Annotated in this window: 21 protein-coding genes and 3 pseudogenes; 5 read left to right on the top strand and 19 right to left on the bottom strand. The window is 74.8% G+C overall.

The features are described from left to right. Positions 1-42: 42 nt before the first annotated feature. Together E4U92_RS10630 and E4U92_RS10625 are read right to left on the bottom strand one after the other, a co-directional pair. Positions 43-1,737 carry a DUF885 domain-containing protein gene (locus tag E4U92_RS10630; RefSeq protein WP_137300055.1) on the bottom strand — a complete coding sequence of 565 codons (1,695 nt, stop codon included), beginning with the start codon at positions 1,735-1,737 and terminating at the stop codon, positions 43-45. A 47-nt stretch (positions 1,738-1,784) separates the two neighbouring features. Then, complete coding sequence (locus tag E4U92_RS10625; protein WP_137300054.1) at positions 1,785-2,279, bottom strand: Lrp/AsnC family transcriptional regulator; 495 nt, start codon at positions 2,277-2,279, stop codon at positions 1,785-1,787. A gap of 60 nt (positions 2,280-2,339) precedes the next feature. On the opposite strand from E4U92_RS10625, the gene E4U92_RS10620 reads away from it, so the two are divergent. After that, the gene (locus tag E4U92_RS10620; protein ID WP_137300053.1) at positions 2,340-3,560 is read left to right on the top strand and encodes a trans-sulfuration enzyme family protein; all 1,221 of its coding nucleotides are present in this window, start codon (positions 2,340-2,342) and stop codon (positions 3,558-3,560) included. A gap of 67 nt (positions 3,561-3,627) precedes the next feature. Here E4U92_RS10620 and E4U92_RS10615 read toward each other — a convergent pair whose 3' ends face one another. The 4 genes from E4U92_RS10615 to E4U92_RS10600 all read right to left on the bottom strand — a co-directional run bounded on the left by E4U92_RS10615 (position 3,628) and on the right by E4U92_RS10600 (position 8,593). Further along, positions 3,628-5,037, bottom strand: a complete 1,410-nt coding sequence (locus E4U92_RS10615) for a GNAT family N-acetyltransferase (RefSeq protein ID WP_174863777.1) — start codon at positions 5,035-5,037, stop codon at positions 3,628-3,630. Between the two features lie 140 nt (positions 5,038-5,177). Further along, complete coding sequence (locus E4U92_RS10610) at positions 5,178-6,764, bottom strand: alkaline phosphatase D family protein (protein WP_137300052.1); 1,587 nt, start codon at positions 6,762-6,764, stop codon at positions 5,178-5,180. A 163-nt stretch (positions 6,765-6,927) separates the two neighbouring features. Beyond that, positions 6,928-7,758, bottom strand: a complete 831-nt coding sequence (locus E4U92_RS10605) for an alpha/beta fold hydrolase (protein WP_137300051.1) — start codon at positions 7,756-7,758, stop codon at positions 6,928-6,930. 181 nt (positions 7,759-7,939) lie between these two features. Further along, on the bottom strand, positions 7,940-8,593 hold the full coding sequence (locus E4U92_RS10600) for an NADPH-dependent F420 reductase (protein WP_137300050.1): 654 nt from the start codon (positions 8,591-8,593) through the stop codon (positions 7,940-7,942). Positions 8,594-8,763: 170 nt separating this feature from the next. Between E4U92_RS10600 and E4U92_RS10595 the strand changes: the two genes are divergently transcribed. Together E4U92_RS10595 and E4U92_RS10590 are read left to right on the top strand one after the other, a co-directional pair. Beyond that, on the top strand, positions 8,764-9,645 hold the full coding sequence (locus tag E4U92_RS10595) for an RNA polymerase sigma-70 factor (protein WP_137300049.1): 882 nt from the start codon (positions 8,764-8,766) through the stop codon (positions 9,643-9,645). 243 nt (positions 9,646-9,888) lie between these two features. Beyond that, positions 9,889-10,650, top strand: a complete 762-nt coding sequence (locus E4U92_RS10590; RefSeq protein WP_137300048.1) for a GntR family transcriptional regulator — start codon at positions 9,889-9,891, stop codon at positions 10,648-10,650. A gap of 180 nt (positions 10,651-10,830) precedes the next feature. Here E4U92_RS10590 and E4U92_RS10585 read toward each other — a convergent pair whose 3' ends face one another. From E4U92_RS10585 to E4U92_RS10575, 3 genes and pseudogenes are all read right to left on the bottom strand, one after another. Next, positions 10,831-11,988, bottom strand: coding sequence for an ROK family transcriptional regulator (locus E4U92_RS10585; protein ID WP_137300047.1), 1,158 nt, complete (start codon positions 11,986-11,988; stop codon positions 10,831-10,833). A gap of 103 nt (positions 11,989-12,091) precedes the next feature. Beyond that, a pseudogene (locus tag E4U92_RS10580) lies at positions 12,092-12,289 on the bottom strand (response regulator); the annotation flags it as partial. A gap of 95 nt (positions 12,290-12,384) precedes the next feature. Beyond that, positions 12,385-13,103: pseudogene (locus tag E4U92_RS10575) on the bottom strand (sensor histidine kinase). A gap of 5 nt (positions 13,104-13,108) precedes the next feature. Between E4U92_RS10575 and E4U92_RS10570 the strand changes: the two are divergent. Both E4U92_RS10570 and E4U92_RS10565 read left to right on the top strand, forming a co-directional pair. Further along, a pseudogene (locus tag E4U92_RS10570) lies at positions 13,109-13,471 on the top strand (ABC transporter permease); the annotation flags it as partial. Between the two features lie 79 nt (positions 13,472-13,550). After that, positions 13,551-13,991: a hypothetical protein gene (locus E4U92_RS10565; RefSeq protein WP_168373698.1), complete on the top strand. Its 441-nt coding sequence runs from the start codon at positions 13,551-13,553 to the stop codon at positions 13,989-13,991. On the opposite strand, the gene mug is transcribed toward E4U92_RS10565, so the two are convergent. The 10 genes from mug to bioD form a co-directional block, all read right to left on the bottom strand. Further along, complete coding sequence (gene mug, locus E4U92_RS10560) at positions 13,969-14,595, bottom strand: G/U mismatch-specific DNA glycosylase (RefSeq protein ID WP_229862382.1); 627 nt, start codon at positions 14,593-14,595, stop codon at positions 13,969-13,971. The genes E4U92_RS10565 and mug overlap by 23 nt on opposite strands. A gap of 30 nt (positions 14,596-14,625) precedes the next feature. Further along, positions 14,626-16,068 carry an adenylosuccinate lyase gene (gene purB, locus E4U92_RS10555; protein WP_137300046.1) on the bottom strand — a complete coding sequence of 481 codons (1,443 nt, stop codon included), beginning with the start codon at positions 16,066-16,068 and terminating at the stop codon, positions 14,626-14,628. 73 nt (positions 16,069-16,141) lie between these two features. Beyond that, positions 16,142-16,963 carry an SGNH/GDSL hydrolase family protein gene (locus E4U92_RS10550; protein ID WP_137300045.1) on the bottom strand — a complete coding sequence of 274 codons (822 nt, stop codon included), beginning with the start codon at positions 16,961-16,963 and terminating at the stop codon, positions 16,142-16,144. Positions 16,964-17,056: 93 nt separating this feature from the next. After that, on the bottom strand, positions 17,057-18,070 hold the full coding sequence (locus E4U92_RS10545; RefSeq protein WP_137300044.1) for a hemolysin family protein: 1,014 nt from the start codon (positions 18,068-18,070) through the stop codon (positions 17,057-17,059). Further along, positions 18,067-19,401 (bottom strand): hemolysin family protein, encoded by a 1,335-nt coding sequence (locus E4U92_RS10540; protein WP_137300043.1) that lies wholly within the window; start codon positions 19,399-19,401, stop codon positions 18,067-18,069. Before E4U92_RS10540 ends, E4U92_RS10545 begins: the two co-directional genes overlap by 4 nt. A 177-nt stretch (positions 19,402-19,578) precedes the next feature. Further along, complete coding sequence (locus tag E4U92_RS10535) at positions 19,579-20,001, bottom strand: GNAT family N-acetyltransferase (RefSeq protein ID WP_137300042.1); 423 nt, start codon at positions 19,999-20,001, stop codon at positions 19,579-19,581. A gap of 66 nt (positions 20,002-20,067) precedes the next feature. Then, positions 20,068-22,635, bottom strand: a complete 2,568-nt coding sequence (locus E4U92_RS10530; protein WP_137300041.1) for an ABC transporter permease — start codon at positions 22,633-22,635, stop codon at positions 20,068-20,070. Between the two features lie 4 nt (positions 22,636-22,639). After that, complete coding sequence (locus tag E4U92_RS10525) at positions 22,640-23,503, bottom strand: ABC transporter ATP-binding protein (protein WP_229862386.1); 864 nt, start codon at positions 23,501-23,503, stop codon at positions 22,640-22,642. A gap of 104 nt (positions 23,504-23,607) precedes the next feature. After that, positions 23,608-24,270, bottom strand: a complete 663-nt coding sequence (locus E4U92_RS10520) for a class I SAM-dependent methyltransferase (protein WP_137300040.1) — start codon at positions 24,268-24,270, stop codon at positions 23,608-23,610. Between the two features lie 124 nt (positions 24,271-24,394). Continuing rightward, positions 24,395-25,111 carry a dethiobiotin synthase gene (bioD, locus tag E4U92_RS10515; RefSeq protein WP_168725083.1) on the bottom strand — a complete coding sequence of 239 codons (717 nt, stop codon included), beginning with the start codon at positions 25,109-25,111 and terminating at the stop codon, positions 24,395-24,397. Position 25,112 lies beyond the last annotated feature (1 nt).

Below are 25,112 nucleotides of genomic sequence, written 5' to 3'. Positions count from 1 at the left end.
GACGGGGGCAGAGGGACACTCACCCGGGGGCCGCGAAGGGCCTCACAGCCGGGCCAGTTCGTCCACCAGGTCGTCCAGGCCCAGCGAGCCCTGGGACAGGGCCGCCATGTGCCACGCCTTGAGGTCGAAGGCGTCGCCGTGGCGGGCGCGGGCCTTCTCCCGGCCCAGCAGCCAGGCGCGTTCGCCCAGCTTGTAGCCGATCGCCTGACCCGGGATGGACAGGTACCGGGTCAGCTCGCTCGTCACGAAGTCCGCCGGGCGGCTGCTGTGCGCCCCGAAGAATTCCTCCGCCAGCTCCGGCGTCCACCGCTCGCCCGGGTGGAACGGCGAGTCCGCCGGTATCGCCAGCTCCAGGTGCATGCCGATGTCGACGATCACCCGCAGCGCGCGCATCATCTGCGCGTCGAGGTAGCCGAGCCGCTGCTCCGCGTCCGTGAGGAAGCCCAGTTCGTCCATCAGCCGCTCCGCGTACAGCGCCCACCCCTCCGCGTTGGCGCTGACGATGCCGACGGTGGCCTGGTAGCGCGAGAGGTCCTGGGCGACGTGCACCCACTGCGCGAGCTGCAGGTGGTGGCCGGGGACACCCTCGTGGTACCAGGTCGACACCAGGTCGTAGACCGGGAAGCGGGTCGCGCCCATGGTGGGCAGCCAGGTGCGCCCCGGCCGGGAGAAGTCCTCCGACGGACCCGTGTAGTACGGCGCCGCGGCGCTGCCCGGGGGAGCGATGCGCGACTCCACCCGGCGGACCCGCTCGGCGAGTTCGAAGTGCGTGCCGTCCAGCTTCTCGATCGCCTCGTCCATCAGGCCCTGCAGCCACTGCCGGACCTCGTCGACCCCCTCGATGTGCCGGCCGTGCTCGTCGAGGTGCGCGAGCGCCGCCCACGGGGTCGCGGCGCCCGGCAGGATCTTCTCGGCCTCCTTCTCCATCTCGGCGAGCAGCCGGTGGTACTCGGACCAGCCGTAGGCGTACGCCTCGTCCAGGTCGAGGTCCGTGCCGTTGAAGTAGCGCGACCAGCGGGCGTACCGCTCGCGGCCGACGGCGTCCGGCGCGTCCTCGACCGCCGGGGCGTAGACCTCGCGCACCCAGTCCCGCAGGCCGGCGACCGCCGCGGTGGCGCCGCGGGCCGCCTCGTCCAGCTCGGCGCGCAGCGCCTTTGGGCCGCCGGCCACGAAGTCCTCGAACCAGCCGCGGCCCGAGCCGTCCGTGTCCGCCCACTCGGTCAGCTGCGCCACGAGGGTCGCGGTCGGCCGGGGCGGACCGTACAGCTTGCGCTCCAGCCCGAGCGTGAGGGAGGCGCGGTAGCCCGCGAGGGCCTCCGGGACCGCGCGCAGCCGCTCGGCGACCGCCGCCCAGTCCCCGTCGCTCGCCGTCGGCGTCACCGTGAACACCTCGCGCACGTGGTGCGCCGGCGTCGACATGTTGCCGACCGAGCGCAGGCCCTCCTCGGCGTCGTGCACGGCGAGTTCGGCGGTGAGCCGTTCGCGCAGCAGACGGGCGCACCGGCGTTCCACGTCGCTGTCCGCGCCGGGCCGCCGCTCCGCCTCGTCGAGCCGGGCCAGGGTGTCGCGCGCCAGCCGGGCGAGCGCGGCCTGGCCCTCGGGGGAGAAGTCGGGCAGGCGGCGCGCGGACCCGGCCACGCCGAGGTAGGTGCCGGTGATCGGATCGAGGGCGACGAGCTCGTCGACGTAGGCGTCGGCGACCTCTCGGGGCAGCGGGCTGCTCTTCGTCTCTGGCATGCGGACATCCTCGTACGGATACCGGTGCCGCGTCAGCAGTGCCTCGGTCAGCCCGGCGGGGCTCCGGGCGTCCCGGGCGGCAGCAGCGGGCCGCAGTCCCACCGTTGGAAGATCAGCCGGGTCTCCACCCGCGCGACCTCCCGCCGGGAGGTGAACTCGTCGAGGACGAGCCGCTGCAGGTCGGCCATGTCCGCCACCGCGACGTGCACCAGGTAGTCGTCGGGGCCGGTCAGGTGGAACACCGTCAGCGCCTCGGGCAGTGCCCGCACCCGCTCCACGAACGGCCCCACCAGCTCCCGCCGGTGCGGTCTGACCTGCACCGACAGCAACGCCTGGAGCCCGCGCCCGAGTTTGGCCGGATCCAGCCGGAGCTGGTGCCCGAGGATCACGCCCGAGCGCCGCAGCCGCGCCACCCGGTCCAGGCAGGTCGACGCCGCGATGCCCACCTGCGCGGCGAGGTCCCGGTAGGTCGCCCGGGCGTCGTTCTGCAGCAGCCGCAGCAGATGCAGGTCCACCGGGTCCAGTACGACGGATGCGCCCATGTGCCGAACGTAACACGGGATTCCACCCCGGGAACCCGCTCGGTGTTCACCCTCTCGCCCATGGACACAGCGAGCACGCACGCGTACGACGACGTACGGCGCCCCGCCCCACGAGCGCCCCGCGCACTGGCCACCGAGGCCGTGCACGCCGGCCGGGACGACCTGGCCCGCCAGGGCCTGCACGCCCCGCCGATCGACCTGTCCACCACCTACCCCTCCTACGACAGCCGCGGTGAGGCGGAGCGCATCGACGCGTTCGCCACGACCGGCGCCGAACCGGACGGCCCGCCGGTCTACGGCCGCCTCGGCAACCCGACCGTGGCCCGCTTCGAGACGGCCCTCGCCCGGCTGGAGGGCACCGGGAGCGCCGTCGCCTTCGCCAGCGGCATGGCCGCGCTCAGCGCCGTCCTGCTGGTCCGCGCCGCGCAGGGCCTGCGGCACGTGGTCGCCGTGCGCCCGCTGTACGGGTGCAGCGACCACCTGCTGACGGCGGGGCTGCTGGGCACCGAGGTCACCTGGACCGACCCGGCCGGGATCACCGACGCGCTGCGCCCCGACACCGGGCTGGTCCTCGTCGAGTCGCCGGCCAACCCGACGCTCGCCGAGGTCGACCTGCGGGCCGTCGCCCACGCCTGCGGCTCCGTGCCGCTGCTCGTGGACAACACCTTCGCCACGCCCGTGCTGCAGCGCCCGGCGGCCTCGGGCGCGCGCCTGGTGCTGCACAGCGCCACCAAGTACCTGGGCGGTCACGGCGACGTGCTCGCCGGAGTGGTCGCCTGCGACGAGGAGTTCGCCGGCCGGCTGCGCCAGGTCCGGTTCGCCACCGGCGGCGTGCTGCACCCGCTGGCCGGATACCTGCTGCTGCGGGGCCTGTCCACGCTGCCGGTGCGGGTGCGCGCGGCCTCCGCGACCGCCGCGGACCTCGCCGGGCGGCTGGCCGCCGACCCGCGGGTGGCCCGGGTGCACTACCCGCGCATCGGCGGGGCGATGGTCGCCTTCGAGGTGCACGGCGACCCGCACGAGGTGATCGCCGGCGTCCGGCTGATCACCCCGGCGGTCAGTCTCGGCAGCGTCGACACGCTCATCCAGCACCCGGCGTCGATCAGCCACCGCATCGTCGACGCCGACGACCGCAGGGGCGCCGGGGTGAGCGACCGGCTGCTGCGGATGTCGGTGGGCCTGGAGGACGTCGAGGACCTGTGGGCCGACCTGGACGCGGCGCTCGGGGCCACGACGCCGGACGGCAGTCGCGCGCGGCACACCGTGAGCAGCGGCGTCTAACGCCCGGAAGGGGTGGGGCAGCTCGGCGCCCCACCCCTTCCGTCACCGCCCCGCCCTCATCCGGGAGTCACGGCCGCGGCGCGTCCGTCGTCGGCGTGCCCGTGGGGACCAGCGAGGGGTCCAGCCGGGCCGTGATGACCAGCGTGCCCTCCTCGACCTGGTAGTCGAGCGGCAGGCCCAGCCCCCGCATCGCCGCGATCATGCCCGTGTTGGACGCCTGCGTCACCGCGTACACGCTCTCGCAGCCCGCCTCGGCGGCCATCGCCACGAGCCGGCCGAGGAGTTCGCCGCCGATGCCCCGCCGCTGCCACTGGTCCTCGACGAGCAGCGCCACCTCGGTCTCGTCGCCGTCCCACAGCAGGTGGCCGAGGCCGACGATGCGGCCCGAGGCGGTCTGCACGGCGAGGGTGCGGCCGAACCGGGGGCTGAGCAGGTGGTTGAGGTAGCGGTCGGCGTCGCCCACCGGGCCGTGGTAGCGCATGCTCAGCGTGTGCGGCGAGCAGCGCTCCTGCATGGCCTTCGCGGCCTCCAGGTCGCTCGTGTCGGCCCGGCGCACCGTGATGTCCCTGCCCTCGGGCAGGGTGAGGACGTCCTGGCCCAGCGGGACGCGCGGGCCGAGCCGGGTGTCCAGCTCGACCAGGGCCCGGGCGCGGGCGAACTCCGTCGGGGTGAACGGCAGGTACGGCCGCTCCACGGTGATCACTCCGCCCTCGGGCGCCCGCAGGCGCAGCACGGTCTCCTCCAGGACACCCTCCGCGGGCACCTGCCCCGCCCCGCCGTGCGTCCTGGCGGGCAGCGAGCGGATGGTGCAGCGGCCCAGCAACTGACGCAGCGCCAGCGGCAGTTCGGCCGCGTCCAGGGCGGTGCGGGTGGCCAGGCCGAGCACTCGGGTGGGGGCGTCGACCAGGTCGTGGGCGTCGGCCCGCTCGATCCAGGTGTCGGCACCGCCCGCTCGCGACACCGCCCGGGTGAGGTCGGCGCAGGACAGGTCGCCGGGGGCGCGCAGCAGGAACTCGTCCACCGTGTGCGTGCCCAGCGGGTGCGTCTGGAGGCTGAGGATGTCGACCTCGTGGGCGGCGAGCGCCGCGCACAGGGAGGCCAGCGCGCCCGGCGCGTCCCGCACCGTCGTCCGCATGCGCCACAGGGCGCTCGCCCCGGTCACGCCGTCGGCCGGGGACGGGGCGGACGGCCCGGCCTGCCGCTCCGAGGAGGGCGGCCGGGCACCGGTATCGCTCGTCGGCGGTGCGTGGCCGTGGCGGCGTGACCACCACAGGTGGAAGGCCGCCGTGCCGAGCAGGGCGGCCGCCGACACCGTGAGGGTCATCGGTCCGTCGGGGCCGTGGCCGACCAGGTTCGCCACGACGTCGGCGACGGCGACGGCCGTGAAGAGGGCGGCGAGTTCGACGGCGTCGCGCCGCCAGTGGTGCACGGGGCGGCCGTTGCGGGCCCGTGTCACGCCAGACAGGTCTCGAGTCATGCATCCACTGTGAAGGAACGGTGTTGCGTGATCACGAACGGTTTGTGACCGGGGAGTAAAGACCGGCAATGTCCCTTTTGTTTTGTAGTGAAGTGAAGCACCGCCCCGAACGCCGGTGAACGGCCGTCGACGGCAGCGGGCTACTGGCCGACCCGCCCCGGCTGGAGCACCTGCGTGAACAGTACGGTGCCGTCCTGCTCGCGCAGCCGGACCGTCAGCTCGCCGCTGTCGCCGTCGATGTCGACCTCGCCGAAGAACTGGTAGCCCTCGGCGGGCGAGACGTTGGACGCGGTCGGTGCCTTCACGAAGACCCGCTCCGGGCCGAACGTGCCGTCCAGCGCGCTGGCCGGGAACGCGCCCGCGTTGAGGGGGCCGGAGACGAACTCCCAGAACGGCTCGAAGTCGGTGAACGCCGCCCGCGACGGCTGGTAGTGCTGCGCGGAGGTGTGGTGGACGTCGGCCGTCAGCCACACCGTGCCCGTGATCCGGCGGTGCTTGACGAACCGCAGCAGCTCGGCGATCTGCAGCTCGCGGCCCAGCGGGGCACCCGGGTCGCCCTGCGCGACGGCCTCGTAGTTCGGCCGCCCCTCGGTCGTGTCGGGTACGACCAGCCCGATCGGCATGTCGGCGGCGATCACCTTCCACACCGCCCGCGAGCGCGACAACTCGCGCTTGAGCCATTCCAGTTGCTCGCGGCCCAGGATGCCCTGCGGGTCCACGGCCTGGTCGTCGGGCGAGTTGGCGTTGCGGTAGGTGCGCATGTCCAGCACGAACACGTCCAGCAGCGGACCGTGGCGCACGACCCGGTGCACCCGGCCCTCCGCGGCGCCCGGGCGCAGCGTGGATATGGGGAAGTACTCGCTGAACGCCCGCCGGGCGCGCGCCGCGAGGACGTCCACGCTCTTCTCCGTGTACCGGGTGTCGGAGGCGGCGACGACCTCGCCGGGGTACCAGTTGTTGCGGACCTCGTGGTCGTCCCACTGGATGATCGACGGCACCCGGGCGTTGAAGCGCCGCAGGTTGTCGTCGAGCAGGTTGTAGCGGAAGTTCCCGCGGAACTCGGCCAGCGTCTCGGCGACCTTGGACTTCTCCACGGTCGTGAGGTTGCGGTAGGTGCGGCCGTCGGGCAGCGCCTGGGTGGCCGCGATGGGGCCGTCGGCGTAGATGTTGTCGCCGCTGCACAGGAAGAAGTCGGGGTCCAGCTTCGCCATCGCGTCGTAGATGCGGTAGCCGCCGAGGTCCGGGTTGATGCCCCAGCCCTGTCCGGCCAGGTCGCCGGACCACAGGAACCGCACACCCCGCCGGCGCCGGGCCGGCACCGTGCGGAACGTGCCGGTCACCGGCTCGCCCGTGCGGCGCGGGTCGTCGGGGTCGGCCAGCAGCACCCGGTAGTGGATCTGCTCCCCGGAGGGCAGACCGTGCAGCCGGGTGGTCCCGGTGAAGTCCGTGCCCGCGCCGAGGAGCGGGCCGTGCAGGCGGCGCACCCTGCGGAACGACTCCGTGGCCGACGTCTCGACGATCATCCGGGCCGGCCGGTCGGAGCGGACCCACACGAGCCCGGAGTCGGAGGTGATGTCACCGGCCTGCACGCCCCAGTCCGCCCGGGGCCGTCCGGACAGGGCGAGGGCGGGGGCCGCGCCGACGGCGGCGGGCAGGGTGAGGGCCGCGGATGCGGCCAGCGAGCCGCGCAGGACGCTGCGGCGCCCCGGGAACGGGCGTGCGGACATGGAGGGACCTCCAGGGACGGGATCCGGCCGGCGTGGGTGCCGAGTGCAGTGCCAGGACTACTCGGACGCCGCAGCGCGCACGGAAACCACAGGTGAACAACTGGCCCCGCGGGCCGCCGTCGAGACCCCGGCCCCCGCTCAACGCCCCTCGCCGCGCCCGGTCTCAGCGGCTCCCGTCCAGGATGACGCGGGCCACCAGCGCCGGGTCGTCGTTCATCGGGCAGTGCCCGCAGCCGGGCAGCCGCACCAACCGGGCCCGGGGCACGATCTGCTTGGCCCGGACGCCCTGGCGCCGGACCAGGATCATGTCGCGGGTGCCCCAGGCCACCGTCACCGGGACCTGCGGGACGTCCTCCACGAACTGGACGGTGGCGCCGGAGCGGAGGATCTGCTCGAAGCCGGTCGCCCGGGCCAGCGCGAGCGTCTCGGCGACCACCGCCTCGGGCGAACGGCGGGCGGGGCGGGCGTAGATGGTGCTGGTCAGCGCGGTCCGGCCGGCCGCCGTGCGGGACAACTGCTCGACCAGCGGCAGCGGCAGCCGTCGCGCGATGTGCCGCATGGCGAGCAGGACGCCGAACGCGTACCGCCGTTCGGCGGGTGACCAGAACCCCGCCGGGGACAGGGCGGTCACGGACCGCACCAGCCGGGCCCGGCCCAGCTCCAGGGCGAGCAGCCCGCCCAGGGAGTTGCCCGCCACGTGCGGACGGTCCAGCTCCAGCGCCTCGCACAGCGCGCCGAGCACGGCGTTCGTCGTCGGCAGGTCGTACGCCAGCCCGTCGGGCAGCCCCGGGGAGGCGCCGAAGCCCGGCAGGTCCACGGCGATCACGTCCCGGTCGGCGGCCAGGATGTCCACCACCGGGTCCCAGGCCTGCCGGTGGTGCCCGATGCCGTGCAGCAGGAGCAGCGGCTCACCCCTGCCCACGCGCGCGTAGGACACGGTGACCGGCTGCGGGCCGTGCGGGGAGGGAACCTTGAAGGAGACGGTGGCGGACATGGGGGTGCTCCTCGTCTGGGATCGCCTGGGGCGCCGGGCCGAGCGCCGTAGACAGCTTGTCAGCAATTACTACCGGCGGGTAGCCCCCGGGGTGCGGTGGGCCGTCCGGGGCGCCGCGGGCCGTCCGGAGCGCGGGTGGCCCCCGGGCCCGGGGGCGCGGCGGGCCGTCCGGAGCGCCCGCTCACTGCGCGCTGCGCAGCTCCAGGTTGAAGTGCGCGTGCCCGAACCGGCCCATCAGGGTCAGCCACAGCGGCAGGTACATCTCCATGGCGCGCGACGCCGTGATGCCGCCCAGGTCCAGCACCCGCCGCGCCGGCCAGCCGAACTCGCCCAGCAGCCCGGTCACCTGCTCCTTGGCGCCCGCGTCGTCCCCGCACACGAAGAGCTGGTGCTCACCCGGCACCAGCGAAGGCTCCACCATCACCTCGCAGTTGACGGTGTTCAGGGTCTTCACCACGCGCGCGGCCGGGAACGCCCGCTGGATCTGCTCGCCCACGCTGTCCGACTCGACCGGCGACAGCCGCACCAGGCCGTCCTCGAACGCCAGCGGGTTGGAGACGTCGATCAGCACCTTCCCGTCGAGGTGCCGCGCGCCGGCCGCCTCCAGCGCGGGGAGGGCCACCCGGCCGCCCACGGCGTTGACGACCACCTCGCCGGCCGCGGCCGCCTCCGCGAAGGTACCGGCCGCCGCACCCCCGCCCGCCGCGCGCACCCACTCCAGGGCCGCCGGGTTGTCCGCGGAGCGCGAGCCGAGGGTCACCTCGTGCCCCAGCTCGACCAGCTTCGTGCCCAAGGTCCGCCCGACCACGCCCGTGCCCAGTACCGCGTACCGCATGCCCGCCTCCCGTTCCCGCCCCACGCCCGGAGGCGTGCGGCCCGTCACCGACGCCCGCCATTCTGCGCCGCCGGGCCCGCGCCGTCGCCCGGACCCGAGGCGAACGGGCGAGCGACGACCCGCCGGGTACCTGCTGGACACGGCGGGGCCCGGTCGGTTGGGATGGTCCTGTGCCAGCCGACACCGCGACCGACGTCTTCGAAGAGCAGCGGCCCCTCCTCATGGGGGTCGCCTACCGCATGCTCGGCCGGGTGGCCGACGCCGAGGACGTGGTGCAGGACGCCTGGCTGCGCTGGTCCGGCGTGGACCGCTCCACCGTGCGCGAACCCCGCCCCTACCTGGTCCGCGTCACCACCCGGCTGGCCATCGACCGGCTCGCCCGGATCAAGTCGCGCAACGAGGCTTACGTCGGCCCCTGGCTGCCCGAACCCTGGGTCACCGACTTCGGGGACACCGCGCCGGACGGCGCCGAGCGCGCGGTGCTCGCGGACACCGTGTCCCTGGCCGTCCTCGTCGTCCTGGAGTCGCTCTCGCCCCTGGAACGCGCGGTGTTCGTCCTGCGCGAGGCGTTCGGCTTCCCGTTCGCCGACATCGCCGCGATGCTCGACCGCAGCGAGACCGCGGTGCGCCAGCTCGCCGGCCGTGCGCGGCGGCACGCGGCGGAGCGGCGCCCGCGCTACGAGGTCGACCCGGCCCTGCGCCGCGAACTGACCGAACGCTTCCTCGCCGCGGCCTCCGGCGGCGACCTGGACGCCCTGCTGGAGCTGCTCGCCCCCGACGTCCGTCTCGTCGGCGACAGCGGCGGCAAGGCCAAGGCCCCGCTGCGGGTCCTGGAGGGCGCCGACTCCGTCGGCCGCTTCCTGCTCGGCGTCGCCCGCAAGGGCGTCGAGGACGCGTCGTACCGCTTCCTGGAGCTCAACGGCGGCCCGGCCCTGCTGGTGCTGTCCGGGGACCGCCCCGACTGCGTCTTCCAGCTCGACGTGGCGGACGGCCGGATCCAGGCCGTCTACGCCGTCCGCAACCCCGACAAGCTGCGCGCCCTGCCCGCGTAGCGCCCGCGCCGCGGCACCCGGCCCCCGTCCTACGACGGGGGCTTTGCCGTCGTGTCACGGGAACGCTGCCGTACGAACGCCCCGTGAACGCTTTCCGGCCCATGACCTGTGGGCTTCCCAAGGGTTCCAGGATTGGTCTTGACCAAGGGTGGGGGCCGCCCTATGGTCGCAGACAAGTGCAACAACCTTTAATAAACAAGGGCGCGAAAACGCCGCCGGGACACGGCGATTGCGGAGGACAGGGTGGGGACCACGCAACTGGAATCGGTGCCGGAGCCAAAGTACTGGCACCTCAAGACCGTGCTCAGCGAAGCACTCGACTCGGAGTTCGCGGTAGGGGAAATCCTGCCCAACGAGCGTGAGCTGGCGGCCCGTTTCGGCGTGGCCCGCGCCACGCTCCGGCAGGCGCTGGAGCAACTCGAGCTGGAGGGCCGCCTGCAGCGCCGACGGGGGGTCGGCACGACGGTGGCGCCGCCGCGCATGGGGGTCGCCGTGGGCACGGGCGGCCAGGTGTGGCCGGGCACGGCCGACGACGGCTGGCAGCCCGTGGACTGCGACCTCGCGCCGCCCCCCGCCGCGGTCGCCGAGGCCCTGGAGACCGGACGGGACGAGCCCGTGCACGTCGTGCGCCGCTCGCGCGTGACCCACGGCCAGCCCGTCGCGGCCGAACTGCTCTACGTCCCGCAGTCCTCGGTGCCCGAGCTGAGCGCCATCGACGCCCCGTCCGGCGCCGCACGCGCGCGGGCGGTGCTGCGCGAACTCCAGCGGCGCGAACTGGAGGGCCAGGACCGCTCGGTGGAGCTGGGCTCGGCGCGCGCCGACGACGCCAAGGAACTCGACCGCCTGCCCGGCGCCCCGGTCCTGGTCGTCACCACCCGCTTCGTCGCCGAGGGCCGCACCGCCGCGCTCGCCGTCGCCACGTACCGCGCCGACACCTGCCGCCTGACCTTCGGCGCCACGGGAGACGTGGAGATCTACCACGGCCCGGAACGCCAGGCGTCCTGACCGACCGGAAAAGGCCCCTGTGCCCCGGCAAGCCCGGGGCACAGGGACGCCTCACGGCGCCTTCGCAACGGGCTCAGGCCATTCCCACCCAGGGGCGCGGGGAACCGCGCACAGAGCCGGTCCCACCCGGCCTTCACAGTGAACGCCGACCACGCCTGCCCTGCCGCGCCCACGCCCCCGTCACCGCCTCGCGGTCACCGTGCCCTCCACCGCGAACAACTGCTCCTCCACGTGGTCCAGCGCCAGCCGCAACGCCCCCGTGGCCACCGCGGCCTCGCCCAGCAGGGACAACGTCACCTTCGGCGGCCGCAGACAGTACCGCGCCAGCTCCCGCCGCAGCGGCTCCAGCGCCCCGTCGAGCCCCGCAGCCCAGCCGCCGATCACCACCAGCTCGGGATCCAGCGCCAGCACCAGCGCCGCCACGTCGTGCACGAGCCGCTGGATGAACCGCTCCACGGCGGCCCGGGCCCGCTGGTCACCCTCACGCGCCTTCGCGAACACCGCCGCGACGGCCTGCTCGTCCAGCGGGTGCAGCGGCTCGTCCGTCGTGGACAGCAGCGTCTCGGGGGTGTCCCCGCGCCCCAGCAGGTGCAGCGCGCCGATCTCCCCGGCCGCCCCGCCGTACCCGCGGTGCAGCCGCCCGCCGATCAGCGAACCGGCGCCGGGGCTCAGCCCCGCCAGCACGAACACGACGTCGTCGGACTCCGTCGCGGCGCCCTTCCAGTGCTCGGCGACCGCCGCCGCGTTCGCGTCGTTCTCCACCAGCACCGGGCACTTGAAGGACCGGCTCAGCCGCTCGCCCAGCCGCAGCCCCGTCCACTCGGGCAGCGCCGTGCTCAGCCGTACGGTGCCGTCCGCCTCGACGATGCCGGGCGTGGCCACGCCGACCGCCCGCAGGGAGCTGCGCGGCACCCCGGCGCGGCGCAGCAGCTCGGCGACCGCCGTGCGCAGCCGCTCCAGCCGCTCGTCGGCCGACGCCGTCTCCTCCACGTCCTTGGCCTGAGCGCCCATCACGCGGCCGTCCAGGGCGGAGAGCAGCGCCGCCACGCGGTGCGGCCCGATCTCCAGGCCCAGCAGGTGACCGGCCTCCGCGCGGAACCGGAACCGCCGCGCCGGCCGCCCCTGCCGCCGGGCCGCGCCCTCCTCGGCCGCCTTCTCCATGACCAGCCCGGCCTCTATGAGGTCCTCGACGACGCCCTCGACCGTCGGCCGGGACAGTCCGGTCACCCGGGTGATCTCCGTCAGCGTCGCGCAGTCCGTGGCACGCATCGCGTGCAGCACCACCGCGGAATTGATCCTTCGCAACAGCGAGGGATCCCCGCCGGTCAGCCGCCCCAACGTCCGTCCTCCCAGCTCGTGCGCGTGTTGGGCGGATCGTACTCGGCGCGGGGGCCCGCGGCGACCACGAACCCCGCCGCGCGGTCGAAGATCCTCATGGCTCAGCCCGGCGCGACGAAAGGAGGGGCATGCGGACGTCCATGGCGACCACGTCGGGCCGCAGGTGCCGCACGAGGGGGAGCACCGCCGCCCCGTCGGCCGCCTCGCCGACCACCTCGATGTCGGGCTGCGCCCCCAGCACGGCCCGCAACCCCGCGCGGACCAGGGGCTCGTCGTCGACGAGGAGCACGGTGACACCCATCCGGCCACCCTAGATCACCCCACCGACATCCTTGGCCCCCGGACGCCCCCTGCTCCCGGGTCCCTCCGCACCCTGGGCGGCCCGGCCGGCCGGGCTCACCCCAGCGGCAGTTCCGCCCGCACCCGCCAGTCACCCCCGTCGGGCCCCGTCGACGCCCGGCCGCCGAGCAGCGCGGCGCGCGTCGATCGTCGCCCCGGACGCCCGCGCCGACTCCAGCAGCCGGTCGGCGTCCGCCAGCGTGGGCCGGCTGCTCGCCGGGCGGTCCCCCTCCCGCAGCACGCCGAGCACCCGTTCCAGGTCCTCCAGGGCCGTGCGGCCGGTCTCCTCGATGGCTTCCAGGGCCCGGTCGGTGAAATCCGGGTCGCCCGCCGCCCGTGCCGCCCCCGCCTGCACCACGGCGACCGTCAGCGCGTGCCCGATGGAGTCGTGCAACTCGCGCGCGATGCGCGTGCGTTCCAGCAGGCGCTCGGTGCGCTCCTCCAGGGCGGCGAGCCGTTCGGCGGCGGAGGGTCCGAGCAGCCGGTGGGCGGTCGCCGTGGCCAGCGCGCCGAGGCCCGCCACGGCGCCGTGGAGCACGATCAGGGGGAGCAGCGCGAGGAGCGCGTACGCCGCGTGCGAGCAGCCACTGCGCCTGCACGCCCTCGCCCGTGCGCACCGCCGGGACCAGCCCCACGGGCACGGCCGCCAGGGCGGGCACCCACGGCCTGGAGGGATCGATGAACATCCACACACTGGCGACGAACATCGGCAGCCACAGGTGCAGCAGCCGGGTGTACGTCGTCCCGCGGAACAGCGGGCGCAGGAGACGGGCCATTCGCCGGCCGAACCGCCTTGGGCGCCCGGGCCGATCAGCTCACCTGGGCGGACGGGATGCGCGGCGTCGTCGGCTGCGGGGTCTACCTGACGCTGATGGCCCTGCTGGCCGCGGGGCTGGCGGCCGTGCTGCGCAGCGGTGTCGCCACGCTCGGCTTCCTCGTGCCGTTCCTGCTGATCGTCTCCTTCGTGATCGGCGACCTGTCGGGCACGGTCGCGGACTACCTGCCGGACCGGGCCGGTCAGGCCGTGCTGCACACGGGCACCGACGCCGGACCGGGCCCCTGGACGGGCCTCGCGGTGACCGCGCTGTGGGCGGCGACGGCGCTCGCGGCGGGCGGGTGGAGCGTGCGGCGCCGGGACGTCTGAGACCGGGAAGCAGGGGGCGGTCGCGGAGGGCGGGCTGACGCCCCGCCAATTGTCAGTGGCGGCCGGTTTACTGGAGCGCATGGGCATCGAGACGTATCTCGCCGTGGCCGACCTGCTGCGGTCCCGGGACTTCCCCGACCGGGACGGCAGGGCGGAACTCGGCTTCGGCGGACCCGGTCACTTCACGGCCGAGTTAAGGGTCAGTCAGGGGCTGCGGGACGCGGATCCCGCGGTCCGGGCGGCGCGGGGCGAGGAGTTCCGTGCGGAGTCCGAGCACCTGGTCGACGGCCTGGCCGCGCGGTGGGGGGAGCCGTTCGAGCACGGTCTGCAGGGGATACGCCTGCGCACCGAGAAGGGGGAGATACCGGAGCCCTGGGCCGGGTTCAGCACGGCGGTCGCTCACGCCTGCGTCTGGGAGCCCTCCGCGGACGGGCGGTGGGCCGCCGTGGGCGTCGCCGACCTCGACCCCTCCGACGAGATCCGGCTGCTGCTGGTCGTCACCGAGGTTCCGCTGCCCTGACCGGCGGCGCCGCCCCGTCCGCCGGGCCGCCCGGCGCGCCGGCCTCCGCCCCGCTCGCCGCGCCGTCCGCCGCCACCCGCAGCCGGGCGAACTCCTCCGCCATCGTCGCCGCCGTCCAGTGGGCGTTCAGACCGCTGGGGTTGGGCAGCACCCACACGCGCGTGTCGCCGATCGTCCGCTCCTGCGGGCCGACCTGGGCCTTGCGTTCGTCGAACGCCGCGCGATAGGCGGTCACCCCCACCACCGCCAGCCACCGGGGCCTGAGCCGGGCCGTCTTCTCCGCGAGCAGCCGGCCGCCCTCGCGGTATTCCTCAGCCGTCAGCTCGTCCGCCCGCGCCGTGGCCCGGGCCACCACGTTGGTGATCCCGAGCCCGTACGACAGCAGCTCCTGCTGCTCGGCCGGCTTGAGCAGTCTCGGTGTGAACCCCGACAGGTGCAGCACCGGCCAGAACCGGTTGCCGGGCCGCGCGAAGTGATGCCCCGTCGCGGCGGTCATCAGACCCGGGTTGATCCCGCAGAACAGCACGCGCAGGTCCGGTGCCACGACGTCCGGGACGAGCCGGTCGCGGGCGGCCTCCAGTTGCGCCGGGGTGAAACGGGGCACGGGTCCCTCCAGTTCAGCGGTCGGGGTGGATCAGAGGATCGCCCCCGGCGAGTACCCCGCGGCCTCCGGACGCTGCTTCACGATCTCGTCGATCCGCGCGACGACCGTGCCGACCTGGTCGGCGGCCGCGCCCGTGAAGGACAGCTTGTCGGCCATCAGCGCGTCCAGCCCCCGCCGGTCCAGCGGGATGCGCGCGTCCGCGGCCAGCCGGTCGAGCAGCTCGTTGCGCTCGGCGCCCTGCTCGCGCATCGCCAGCGCGCACGCCACGGCGTTCTCCTTGATCGCCTCGTGCGCCTCCTCGCGGCCCACCCCGGCGCGCACCGACGCCATCAGCACCTTGGTGGTGGCCAGGAACGGCAGGTAGCGGTCCAGCTCGCGGGCCACCACGGCCGGGAAGGCGCCGAACTCGTCGAGCACGGTCAGGAACGTCTCCAGCAGGCCGTCCAGCGCGAAGAACGCGTCCGGCAGCGCGACGCGGCGCACCACCGAGCAGGACACGTCGCCCTCGTTCCACTGGTCGCCCGCCAGCTCGCCGGTCATGGAGGCGTAGCCGCGCAGGATCACCATGAGGCCGTTGACGCGCTCGCAGGAGCGGGTGTTCATCTTGTGCGGCATCGCCGACGAGCCGACCTGGCCCGGCTTGAAGCCCTCGGTGACCAGCTCGTGCCCCGCCATCAGGCGGATCGTCTTCGCCAGCGAGGACGGCGCCGCCGCCAGCTGCACCAGGGCGGTGACGACCTCGTAGTCCAGCGAGCGCGGGTAGACCTGGCCGACCGAGGTGAACGCCTGCCCGAAGCCGAGGTGGTCGGCGATGCGCTGCTCCAGGTCGGCCAGCTTCGCCGCGTCCCCGCCGAGCAGGTCCAGCATGTCCTGGGCGGTGCCGACCGGGCCCTTGATGCCGCGCAGCGGGTAACGGCCGAGCAGCTCCTCGACGCGGCCGTAGGCCACCAGCAGCTCGTCGGCGGCGGTCGCGAAACGCTTGCCGAGGGTGGTGGCCTGGGCGGCCACGTTGTGGGAGCGGCCGGCCATGACCAGCTCGCCGTACTCGGCGGCCAGCTTGCCGAGCCGCGCGAGGACGGCCACGGTGCGGTCACGGACCAGCTCAAGGGAGAGCCGGATCTGCAGCTGCTCGACGTTCTCCGTCAGGTCGCGGGAGGTCATGCCCTTGTGGACCTGCTCGTGCCCGGCGAGGTCGTTGAACTCCTCGATCCGCGCCTTCACGTCGTGCCGGGTGACCTTCTCGCGCTCGGCGACGGAGGCCAGGTCGACGGTGTCCAGGACACGCTCGTAGTCGGCGATCGCCGCGTCCGGCACCTCGATCCCGAGGTCCTTCTGGGCACGCAGCACGGCGAGCCAGAGCCGGCGCTCCAGCTTGACCTTGTGCTCGGGCGACCAGAGCGTGGCGAGCTCGGCGGAGGCGTAGCGTCCGGCGAGGACGTTCGGGATGCGGGGCTTGGCGGGCGCAGAAGTCACGTGTACGGATTCTACTGGCGATTCGTGCAGGCCAGCGCCACGGCCGGGTTCGGCGGAACCTACGAGACCTCCGTCACGGGGCGTCGGCTCCGCCGCCCGGTGTGCGGGAATGGTCGTAGGGCAGCAGGTCGGGGCGCTTGGCGGGGCGGCCGTCGCCCGAGGAGCGGCCGGTCAGCCGGCGGCCTATCCACGGCAGCAGGTGCTCGCGGGCGAAGCGGGCGTCGGCGATGCGGCGGGCCACCCAGCGGGGCGGCGGGGTGGCCGCGAGCGGCGTGCGCCACTCGGTGTCCTCGGGGTCGTAGCCGAGCGCCTGCCAGACGGCCTCCGCGACCCGGCGGTGCCCCTCGGCCGTCAGGTGCAGCCGGTCGACGTCCCACAGCCGCGGGTCGGCGAGCGAGGGCGCGCCGTACAGGTCGACGACGACGGCGCCGTGCCGGGCGGCCAGGTCGTCGACGCAGGCGAACAGCTCCTCCATGCGCGGCCGGAACCGCTCCAGGACCGGCCCCTGCCGGCCCGGGCTGCGCATCAGCACGAGCTGCTTGCAGTGCGGCGCCAGGCGCTCCACGGCCTCGGTGAGCAGGCCCGTGACCCGGCCCATGTCGCACTTGGGGCGCAGGGTGTCGTTCAGGCCGCCGACCAGGGTGATCACGTCGGCGCCCATGGCCGCCGCCACGTCCACCTGCTCGTGGACGATCTGCCCGATGAGCTTGCCGCGCACGGCGAGGTTGGCGTAGCGGAAGCCGGGCGCCTGCGCGGCCATCCGGCCGGCCAGCAGGTCGGCCCAGCCGCGGTAGGTGCCGTCGGGCAACAGGTCCGACATGCCCTCCGTGAACGAGTCGCCGACCGCGACCAGGCTGGAGTACGGGGGAGCCGGGGAAGGGGGGTTCGTCTGCATGGCGTCAGCGATCGTATCCCGGCTCCATACCCGCCGGTCGGTCGGCCCGTGCGACGCGGTGGCCGCGGGCCGACCCCGGTGTCCTGCGCGGCGCTACACCCGCTGCCCGAACAGCTCCTGCAGCACGTCCTCCATGGTGACCAGGCCGGCCAGGCGGCCGTCCGAGCCGAGGACGGCCGCCAGGTGGGTGCGGCTGCCGCGCATCGCGGTGAGGACGTCGTCCAGGGGCGTCGTCTCCCGCACGCGCGCGATGGGCCGCATGTCCCGCAGCCGGAACGGCACGTCCCGCGGCGAGGCGTCCAGCGCGTCCTTGACGTGGAGGTAGCCCACGATGCGCCGCCCCTCGTCCACGACCGGGAAGCGGGAGAACCCCGACGCGGCGGCCAGCCCCTCCAGCTCCTCCGGCGTGACGCCCACCCGGGCGTACACCACCCGCTCCAGCGGCAGGACGACGTCCCGCACCGGGCGCCGGCCCAGCTCCAGCGCGTCGTGCAGGCGCTCCTGGGCGGCCTCGTCGATCAGGCCCGCCTCACCGGCGTCCTTGACGATCTGGGCCAGCTCGGCGTCCGAGAACGTCGCCGTGACCTCGTCCTTGGTCTCGATCCGCAACAGCTTCAGCAGCCCGTTCGCGAAGGCGTTGATCGCGAAGATCACCGGCCGCAGCGCCCGGGACAGGGCCACCAGCGGCGGCCCCAGGAGCAGCGCGCTGCGCACCGGCTCGGCGAGCGCGACGTTCTTCGGCACCATCTCGCCGAGCAGCATGTGCAGGTACGTCGCCAGCGTCAGCGCGATCACGAAGGACACCGCGTGGCCCGCGCCCGCCGGCACGCCCACCGCGTGGAACACCGGCTCCAGCAGGTGCGCGATCGCCGGCTCGGCGACCACGCCGAGGATCAGGGTGCACAGCGTGATGCCGAGCTGCGCGGCGGCCATCAGCGCCGAGACGTGCTGCAGGCCCCACAGCACGCTGCGCGCGCGCCGGTCGCCCGCCTCGGCGTGCGGTTCGACCTGCGAGCGGCGCACGGAGATCAGCGCGAACTCCGCGCCGACGAAGAAGGCGTTGACGACCAGCGTCGCCAGCCCGATCAGCAACTGGACCGCGGTCACTTCCCGACCTCCTGCTCGCTCTGGTCGTCGAGCGGCGCGTGCAGCAGCACGCGCGCGGCCCGGCGGCCGGACGCGTCCACCACGTCCAGGCGCCAGCCGCCGACCTCGACGGTGTCACCCACGTCCGGTATGCGGCCCAGCTCCGCGGCCACGAGCCCGGCCAGGGTCTCGTACGGCCCGTCCGGGGCGCGCAGGCCCACGCGCGCGAGCTGGTCGATGCGGGCGGCCCCGTCGGCGGAGAACAGGGCGTGGCCCGTGTCGTCCGTGCCCGCGGGGGCCAGGTCGGGCGTCTCGTGCGGGTCGTGCTCGTCGCGCACCTCGCCGACGACCTCCTCGACGATGTCCTCCAGGGTCGCCACGCCCGCCGTGCCGCCGTACTCGTCGATGACGACGGCCATCGTGCGCCTGCCGGACAGCCGGTCCAGGAGCCGGTCGACGGTCAGCGACTCGGGGACCAGCAGCGGTTCGCGCATGATCTCGGCGACCGGCACGCGGGTGCGGCGGGAGGCGGGGACGGCCAGCACGTCCTTGACGTGGGCGGTGCCGACGACGGAGTCGAGGCTGCCGCGGTAGACGGGGAAGCGGGACAGGCCCGTGGCGCGGGTCGCGTTGGCCACGTCCTCGCAGGTCGCCTGGGCGTCCAGGGCGATGACCTGGACGCGCGGGGTCATCACGTTCTCCGCGGTCAGGTCGGCCAGGTTCAGGGTCCGCACGAACAGCTCGGCGGTGTCGGGCTCCAGGGCGCCCTCCTTGGCGGAGTGCCGGGCGAGGGCGGCCAGCTCCTGGGGTCCGCGCGCGGAGGCCAGCTCCTCGGCGGGCTCGATGCCCAGGCGCCGCACGAAGCGGTTGGCGGTGTTGTTCAGGTGGGTGATGAACGGGCGGAAGGCCGCGCTGAACCAGCGCTGCGGGGTGCCGACCCGCTTGGCCACCGCCAGCGGCGAGGAGATCGCCCAGTTCTTGGGCACCAGCTCGCCGACGACCATCAGGAACACCGTCGACAGGGCCGTGCCCAGCACGAGCGCGACCGAACTCGACGTGGACGACGACAGGCCGAGCGACTCCAGCGGACCGGCGATCAGCTTGGCGATCGAGGGCTCGGACAGCATGCCGACCACGAGGTTGGTGACGGTGATGCCGAGCTGCGCGCCGGAGAGCTGGAAGGTGAGGTTGCGCGCGGCCTTGAGGGCGCCGGCGGCGCCGCGCTCACCGCGTTCCACCGCGCGTTCCAGCTCGCTGCGCTCGACCGTGGTCAGCGAGAACTCGGCGGCCACGAAGGCGCCGCAGGCCAGCGACAGCAGGACCGCCACCAGCAGCAGGAGCACTTCGGTCATCGGGTCACCTCCGTCCCATGGTCGGACGGGGCAGGGCGGGGCGCGCGAGGGCGCGGACTGGGAGGCTCGCCCATGGGCGGACGCTCACAACCTTTCATCGAGGGACCGAGTGTCCCGTCAATGGTAAAGGATGAGCAAAGGAGCCGGTGGGATGGGCCTCGTCCGCCCGGGGAACGGTCAGGTGAGCGGCTTGACCCACCGGCGCCACTGCTCCTGCGCCGTGTACCCCGCGGCGCGCCAGGCATGGTGCGCGGTCTCGTTGCGGGTCAGCACCATCGCGTCCCCGCGCCGCCCGCCGAGCCGTACGAAGCGCTCCTCGGCCGCCGCCAGCAGGGCCGAGCCGACGCCCCGGCGCCGGGACCCGGGGTGCACCGCGAGCCGGTACAGGTGGCAGCGCCAGCCGTCGAACCCGGCGATCACCGTGCCGACCAGGTCACCCGCGCTCTCCGCGAGCAGCAGCGCCTCCGGGTCGCGGGCGAGCAGCCGCTCCACGCCGTCGCGGTCGTCACTGATGCTCGTGCCCTCCGCGGCGGTCCTCCAGAAGGCGAGCACGGCGTCCAGATCACCGGGCACGGCGGCCCGTATGCGCAGTTCCGACATGGACGGATCCCATCACGGTCCAGGGGGCGACACCCGCAATTCCAGCATCCGGACGCCCCGCCCCTGTCACTCGTGCGCGATCGCCGCCAGCACGTTCATCCGCGAGGCCCGCAGCGCCGGGAGCAGGGCCGCCACCACCCCGACCACCGCCGAGCCGACCACCACCGCGACGATCGTGCCCCACGGCACCGCCAGCGCCTTCATGCCCTGCAGGGCCAGCACCCGCTGGGTGCACACGCCCCACACCAGGCCCAGCGCGAGCCCCAGCACCGCGCCGAACACCGCGATCACCACCGACTCCAGCCGGATCATCCGCCGGAGCTGGCGCCGGGCCAGCCCGATGGCGCGCAGCAGGCCGATCTCGCGGGTGCGCTCCACCACCGACAGGGCGAGGGTGTTCACCACCCCGAGCACCGCGATCACGATGGCCAGCCCGAGCAGCGCGTAGACCAGGTAGAGCAGCACCGCGATCTGGTCGTGCACGAGCTCCTTGTAGTCCGCCTGGTCGCGCACCTGCACCTGCGGGTAGGCGTCCAGGGCCCGCTCCAGCCGCGGCCGCAGCCGGTCCGCGTCCGTGCCGGCGGCGGCGTTGACGTACAGCGCCGTGTCCTGGCCGCCCGGGATGTACCGCTCCACGGTGGCCAGGCCCAGGAAGACGCCGCCCTGCATGCCGAAGCCCTCGGCGGCGTCCTGGTCGGTGAGCGCTCCGACCCTCAGCGCGGCGCGCCGGCCGCCCGGGAACTCCGCCGGGAGCACGCTGCCGAGCCGCACGTGGTGGTCGCGCGCGAAGCCGGCGTCCATGCCGATGCCGCCGTCCGCGAGGGCCGCGGCCGAGCCGCCCCCGACGTACGTGACGTGGGCGACGTCGTCGACCCGCGGGTCGTACCCGGAGGCGGTCGTCGTCACCCGACGGCCGTCCGGCAGCCGCAGCGCGACCGGCGCGAACCGCTGCCGAACGACGAGACCGACGCCCTCGGTGCCGCGCACCCGGTCGGTGACCTCCCGGGAGAACGGGGTGAAGTTGGCGTTCTGCACCACGAAGTCCGCGCCGAGCGTGCGGTCGATCTGCTGGTCGAACGACGCCGACATGGACGCGCTCGCCACCGACATGCCGCCCACCAGCGCCAGGCCCACCATCAGCGCGGCCGCCGTGGCCCCGGTCCGGCGCGGGTTGCGCAGGGCGTTGCGCTGGCTCATCCGCCCCACCGGGCCGAACAGCGCCGGGAACGCGCCGCCCAGCACCCGGATCACCGGCCGCACCAGCAGCGGACCGGCGACCACCGTCGCGACGAGCGTGAGCACCACCCCGAGCCCCAGCAGCGAGGCCGCCGACGCCGTCCGCGAGGCCGCCGCACAGCCGGCCAGCGCGGCCGCGCCCAGCGCCCCGACGACGGCGCCGGCCACCGCGCGCACCCGCAGCGGCCGCCCCACGCCCGCCACGTCGGCGTCCGCCAGCGCCGCCATCGGGGAGACGCCGGCCGCGCGCCGGGCCGGGAGGTACGCGGCGACGAACGTGACGCCGACGCCGACGACGTACGCCGCCACCGGGGTCGGCCAACCGACGACCATGTCGGCGGCCCTCAGGTTCATGCCGAACGCGCCCATCAGCCGGATCAGCCCGGCCGCGAGCCCGATCCCGGCCCCGAGGCCCAGCGTCGAGCCGACCAGCCCCAGCAGCACCGCCTCGGTGAGCACCGAGCGGCGCACCTGGCGGCGGTCGGCGCCCAGGGCGCGCAGCAGTCCCAGCTCACGGGTGCGCTGGGCGACGAGCATCGAGAAGGTGTTGACGATGAGGAAGATCCCGACCAGGACGGCGACCCCGGCGAAACCGAGCATCACGTACTTGATGACGTCGAGGAACGTGCCCAGTTGCTCCGCGGAGGACTTGGCGTGCTCGGCCGCGGTCTTCACGTCGTACGCGCCGGGGCCCACCGCGGCCTCGACCCGCCGCGCGAGGAGGGCGTCGGACACGCCGGGTGCCGCCTGCACCGAGATGCTCGTGGCGCGCGCGGGGGAGCCCAGCAGCTCCGCGGCGGCCACGCGCGGGTCGAGGTAGACCAGGGACGCGCCCGGATTGGTCGTGGTGAACGTGGCGATGCCGACGATCCGGACCCGCAGCGACCCGGGCTGGGCCATCACCGTGAGCGTGTCGCCGATCCGCACGTGCTTGCGGTCGGCGGTGTCCGCGTCGAGCAGGGCCTCACCGGCGCCGCGCGGGGCGTGCCCGGAGGTCAGCTCGACCGGGCTGCGGTCGGTGACGTGCCAGTCGGTGGCGATGGTGGGCGCGCCGGTGGTCGAGCCGAGCGACCGGCGCCGGCCGTCCACCACCGTCACGTTGTTCGCGCGGACGTCCGCGTGGGCGGAGGCGGCGCCCGGGACCCGGGCCAGCCGGTCGGCCAGCGCGGCGGGCACGGTCTGCACCGCGCCGGTCGCGACCCGGGAGCCCAGGTCGTCCTTCGGCGCCACGGTCACGTCCGCCGCGGTCGACGCGAAGAGCCGGTCGAAGGTGCGCGAGACCGTGTCGGAGAAGATCAGACTGCCCGCGACGAACGCGACGGACAGCACCACGGCCAGGGCCGACAGCAGCAGACGGCCCTTGTGCGCGAGGAAGCTCCTCAGTGTCGCCCTGAGCACCGGCTCAGCCCCGCCGTTCCCCGCCGGCGCCGCCCCCGTCGCCGGGGTCGCGACCGGTCCCGTCCGCCCCGCGCCCCGTCTCGTCGACCGCCGCGCGGATCACGTCGAACCGTTTCATCCGCTCCAGCACCGCCTCCGCCGTGGGCCGCGCCATCTCGTCCACGATCCGGCCGTCCGCGAGGAACAGCACCAGGTCCGAGTGGGCCGCCGCACCGGGGTCGTGGGTCACCATGACGACCGTCTGCCCCAGCTCGTCCACCGCCCGCCGCAGGAACCCGAGCACCTCCAGGCCCGCCCGCGAGTCCAGGTTGCCCGTCGGCTCGTCCGCGAAGATCAGCTCGGGCCGGGAGAGCAGCGCCCGGGCGCAGGCCACCCGCTGCTGCTGGCCGCCGGACAACTGGGCGGGCCGGTGGCGGAGCCGGTCGCGCAGCCCGAGCGCGTCGATCACCTGGTCCAGCCACGCGGGGTCCGGCCTGCGGCCGGCGATGTCCATGGGCAAGGTGATGTTCTCGGCGGCGCTGAGCGTGGGGATCAGGTTGAACGACTGGAACATGAACCCGATCCGGTCGCGCCGCAACCGGGTCAGCTCCCGCTCCCGCAGCCCCGTGATCTCCGTGTCGCCGAGCCAGACCCGCCCCGCCGAGACGGTGTCCAGGCCCGCCAGGCAGTGCATCAGGGTGGACTTGCCGGACCCGGAGGGGCCCATCACGGCGGTGAAGCGGCCGCGCACGACGTCCACGTCGACCGAGTCCAGCGCCAGCACGGCCGTCTCGCCCGTGCCGTACGCCTTGGTCAGACCGCGGGCCCGGGCCGCGATCCCGTCGGCCGGGGCCAGGCCGGGGGCGTGCTCCGCAGCAGGTGTGGACAAGGCGGCCTCCTCGCGCGCGGGGAACAGGGCGACGCACTGGCGCCGAGCCTAATGTGACCGCCCCGACCGGGGACATCCTCCCCGCGACCGAGTCCGCCCCCGGCTCAGACCGGCTCTGGCCGGTACGCCCTGCCGAGCACGCAGAACGAGCTGGGCGTCCTCGGGCCCGTGTCCGGTACCAGCAGGTCGCGGTGCGGGCCCAGCGCGAAGCCCGCCGTCCGGATCGCGTCGAGCGGGTCCCGGTGCAGGTGGCAGCCGCCGAACAGCAGCGGCCACACCGTGCGGTCCAGCGCCCGCTGGCTCAGCCGCATCACCCGCCCGCCGCCCGCGCCGTGCTCGAAGAACCGCACCTCGCCGCCCGGCCGCAGCACGCGCCGCACCTCCCCGAGCGCCCGTCCGACGTCCCGGACGCTGCACAGCACCAGGGACAGCACGGCCGCGTCGAACGCCTCGCTCTTGACCGGCAGCGCCTCCGCGGCGCCCGGCACCACGTCCACCGGCACCTCCGCGCGCAGCGCCGCCGTACGGGCCAACTGGCGCAGGGTGCGCTCGGGTTCGATGGCGACGACCTCGGACACCGCGGGCGGGTAGTGGGCGAAGTTCAGCCCGTTGCCCGCGCCGATCTCGATGACCCTTCCCGTGAGCCCGTCCAGCAGCTCGGCCCGGTGCGGGCCGACGCCGGCCTCCAGCTTCAGGCTCAGACGGGCGTAGAAGCGGGCGAAGAGGGGGTGGTGGACGGCGTCCTGGGTGACGGAGCGCGACGACATGGCTGACCTCCTCCGGTAGCCGTTACGTCGATTGTCCCCCGTGGGCGCCGCCCGCACCCCCGCGCACCGCAGCGGGCGGAAGCGGAGGAGGTGCGAGCGGCGCAGCGGCCCGCAGAGCGGGTGCTCAGGCGTCCGCCGCCTCGCGGAACGCCTCCGCGTGCCACGTCCCGTCCAGGCGCGGAGCCACCCAACCGGGCGCCGTCGCGCGGAAGTCGGCCGGGTTCCGGGCCCCGGCGCCCTCGGGCAGCGCGCCCAGCAGCGGTGCTCCGGACACCTCCGGCAGGTCCGTGACGTTGCACCGCATCGCCAGGTCGGGTGCCCCCGGCCAGCTCCCGATCACCACCCCCAGCAACTCCAGCCCGCGCGACCGCAGTTCACGGGCCGTCAGCTCGGTGGTGTTCAGCGTGCCCAGGCCCGCCGACGCCACCAGCAGCACCGGCGCGCGCAGCAGCTCCGCCACGTCGGCCAGCGTGCCGCCCGCCTCGTCGAACCGGACGAGCAGGCCGCCCGCGCCCTCCACCAGCACCAGGTCGTGCTCGGTGGCGAGCTTCTGCGCCGCCTCCGCCACGTCGGCCGGCCGCACCGGCTCCCGCCCGGCCCGCCGGGCCGCCGTCGCCGGGGCCAGCGGCTCGGGGTAGCGGGCCACCTCGGCCACCGTGACCGGACCCGCCAGCCGCGCGACCTCGTCGGCGTCCCCGCGCTCGTCGGGCCCCACTCCGGTCTGCGCGGCCTTCAGCACCGCGACGGTCCGGCCGGCCGCGAGCGCGGCGGCGGCGACCGCCGCCGTCGTGACCGTCTTGCCGACCTCCGTGCCGGTACCCGTGATCACCAGGATCGGCATG

Source organism: Streptomyces galbus, from assembly GCF_005280195.1.
Taxonomy (GTDB): domain Bacteria; phylum Actinomycetota; class Actinomycetes; order Streptomycetales; family Streptomycetaceae; genus Streptomyces; species Streptomyces galbus.
The sequence above is the reverse complement of the archived record's forward strand: the minus strand, read 5'-3'. Positions and strand labels throughout refer to the sequence as shown.